General features: G+C 49.3%; 3 protein-coding genes. All 3 read right to left on the bottom strand.

Translation table 11 applies throughout. The features are described 5' to 3' along the window. Positions 1-96 precede the first annotated feature (96 nt). Positions 97-1,065: a F510_1955 family glycosylhydrolase gene (locus ABS761_RS16770; RefSeq protein ID WP_350409533.1), complete on the bottom strand. Its 969-nt coding sequence runs from the start codon at positions 1,063-1,065 to the stop codon at positions 97-99. Between the two features lie 93 nt (positions 1,066-1,158). Next, entirely contained in the window at positions 1,159-1,542 is a 384-nt protein-coding gene (locus ABS761_RS16765; RefSeq protein ID WP_350409531.1) for a DUF4148 domain-containing protein, read from the bottom strand. 74 nt (positions 1,543-1,616) lie between these two features. Then, positions 1,617-1,829 (bottom strand): DUF2933 domain-containing protein, encoded by a 213-nt coding sequence (locus tag ABS761_RS16760; RefSeq protein WP_269499738.1) that lies wholly within the window; start codon positions 1,827-1,829, stop codon positions 1,617-1,619. Positions 1,830-2,675 lie beyond the last annotated feature (846 nt).

Genomic DNA, 2,675 nt, shown 5'->3' with positions numbered 1-2,675 from the left:
GGGGGCTTCCTGATTGGGTCTCGTTCAACAACCTACATTCTGACAGGTCCAGGGGACTTGATCAGACCTTCCCTAGATTGACACGTGTTTGCTCATTCATAATGTCGCCCCTTCCTTGGCAATCTGAGTCCAGGTCATGCCTTGATTGTGGCTCACATAAACGCTCCGCTTGAAGGTTGCGATCGCGAATTCGTCATGTTTAAGGGGATTTTGTGCGATATAGGCGATAGCGTCGTCGCTTGCTACCGGGATTTGAACTGTATTGACCTTCGCATCACCAGCTAGGGCAATCCAGCTAAGCGCTGGCCCACCAGCATAGTTACTAAACCAAAGACGTTTGCCATCCAGGTCAAACCATTGTGCAAGCACTTGTTTTGCGCCGATTATTTGCTCAAAATGATCACCTGCATCGCGTGATAAATACAGTCCATCCCCAGCGCCAACGGCGAGAATTTTATCGTTATTAGGATGGACAGCCAGACTATTAATTTTAGCTTTTAGCCCATTGGCAGTGGCCCGACTCCACTTTGCCCCTTCGGATCGTGTGACGTAAATTCCGGCCGCTTTCATTCCGCTATTTGCCTGATGATTGAGCACATAGATGGTGTTAGTTCCATAACTCGTGGCCAATGTATGGAAATCTGACTCACCCTCCAGTCCCAGCTTTTGCCAACTCTGGCCACCGTCAGTACTCTTGATCAGACCAAAGGGATTGATCAGACCCGATCCAGGTGCCGGATGCCCACTGCTGTAGAGCGTATCGTGTGTTGCAGAGAAACCCATATAGTCATGTTTTGGACCTGTCATTACTGACCAGTGATCCTGCGCGTAAACGGCTATACCGTGATGACTCGGGATGAGAATCTGTTTGCCATCGGCGCTGTAAGAAAGGCCATGGATGTGCATGAGTTCGATTTGCGCTCCAGCCTCTAGCTTGGTTGACGCGCCTGCGTTATTTATCGCTGTTGGCGCCGCGATGGCGAGCGGTTGCCAGCCTAGTGCGGATAAGGCCACGATCCCTGCTGCGGCGAGCGCCGGAGTGGCTATTTTCTTTAAATCAGTCATTTTTGTTCCGATAAGGTATGCCCAGGCCTCCAACTCATCCAATAGATTGGGGGCCTGGACAATCAACCATTAGTCTTTTTAATCAATAGACCTCTAGCGTCCGGCATTTTTAAACAATTCACCTGACTGCCTAGCCGCATCAAGCTCGGCCAGTACCTCGACTCGCGTCTTGGGATTAAGGTCGGGAACGCGAGGTGGGTAAACTAGTGGTTCGCCATGGCTCAACGTGCCTGCGGCGCGAGCCGTAGCCAACTCAGCCAGCACCTGTTGGCGGGTTTTGGAGCTGACAGCTTGTTGCTCAGGCGGGTACGCCCGCTCACCCTGAGTTAAGAGGCCGAGAGCCTTGGCCTCCTGTAACTCAGCGATTACCTGAGCTCTAGTTTTAGAGACTGACGTAGCGGCATCAGAATTAGCGGCCTGCGCGATTCCTGCGACTAACGACAAGGAAATCATCAAGACACTCATTTTGGTTTTCATAAAATACTCCAATTATTATTAGAAAAATATCGATTTGGCGCAGTGCGCCATCCTCGCATCAACGCTAGGCGTTTTCATTTATCAAGCTGAATTTTTTCTGTCTTTACCTCGTTTTCCCTATGGCATGAGTTCATGCTTTTCATCATGAAAAGCATCGTTAAGGGGCAAATGAGAAAAAGAAAAAATGGGGCGGATGCTGAAATAAGCACCCGCGCAGCGGGCAGCGTGAAATAGGCAATGGCGAGCAGCGAGCCCACAGTGAGGCCTACCTTAACCATGGTTTTCATATCGCACTTCATATTTGAATTCCTTTGATCCTGCTACGTAACGCGGCTAATATCGAACGCACAATGCGTCGGCACAGCGATTACGCCCAAGCAGCGTCTAATGAGCACTGCTTTGTGCTATTAAATAAGGGGTATCAGGTCAATACCGTGTCTGTGTCAAATACGCAGACACACGTACCCCCCAATACGTGCCGCATTGGCAACGTATGGGAGCTAGCACTTGCGGATCAAATTTGGAAGCTACAGTACAGAATAGCGAGGGAGCCGTTACGTCGAGAATGACGAACTGTCGGGGAGGCAGGACTGGCTGTCGAGATGACTTGAAAGACCGGCACAATCTCCGGTCTCCAGACCATAATTACGAATTCTGGATTTGATGACGGATACGGTGCTTCAGACCGGAGCATCCATGCTTGGGTAATGCATATCTCCGAGCTCGCCTGGCCGGCAAACAGGCATTTTGAACCCTTCACGGAATAGCCATCAATACTCTGGTGACAAGGCATCTGGCCTGTTGCCATCTGAGTGGTCTTCACATTGTTGGATTCCGCGTAGGCTTGCGCGGACTGCGTCAACAAACCAAACATCAGCACCGCGATATACGCGATGCTGATCAGTAAGTTGCGCGAGATATTTCTCATAATGTGACTAATATTTTGTGAAACTCGTATCAGAGCTAACGTTAATATGCTTTTAGCTTAAACCTTACCACCGGAGGAAGGTCAAGCACATTTTGAAAAAATACTGCAACACTAGCCAGAGTATTTAAGGATGGTCTGAATAAGCCGTCTTGAAAAATCGGTCGAACAGCAAAATCAGCCCATATTTCATAATGCAGAAGAATTG

The sequence above is a fragment of the Castellaniella sp. GW247-6E4 genome (assembly GCF_040276065.1).
GTDB lineage: Bacteria > Pseudomonadota > Gammaproteobacteria > Burkholderiales > Burkholderiaceae_B > Castellaniella.
The sequence above is the reverse complement of the archived record's forward strand: the minus strand, read 5'-3'. Positions and strand labels throughout refer to the sequence as shown.

Excerpts from the sequence above, each read along its gene's own strand:
- ABS761_RS16765 (WP_350409531.1), bottom strand. The coding sequence starts at position 1,542 with ATGAAAACCAAAATGAGTGTCTTGATGATTTCCTTGTCGTTAGTCGCA.
- ABS761_RS16760 (WP_269499738.1), bottom strand. The coding sequence starts at position 1,829 with ATGAAAACCATGGTTAAGGTAGGCCTCACTGTGGGCTCGCTGCTCGCC.
- ABS761_RS16770 (WP_350409533.1), bottom strand. The coding sequence starts at position 1,065 with ATGACTGATTTAAAGAAAATAGCCACTCCGGCGCTCGCCGCAGCAGGG.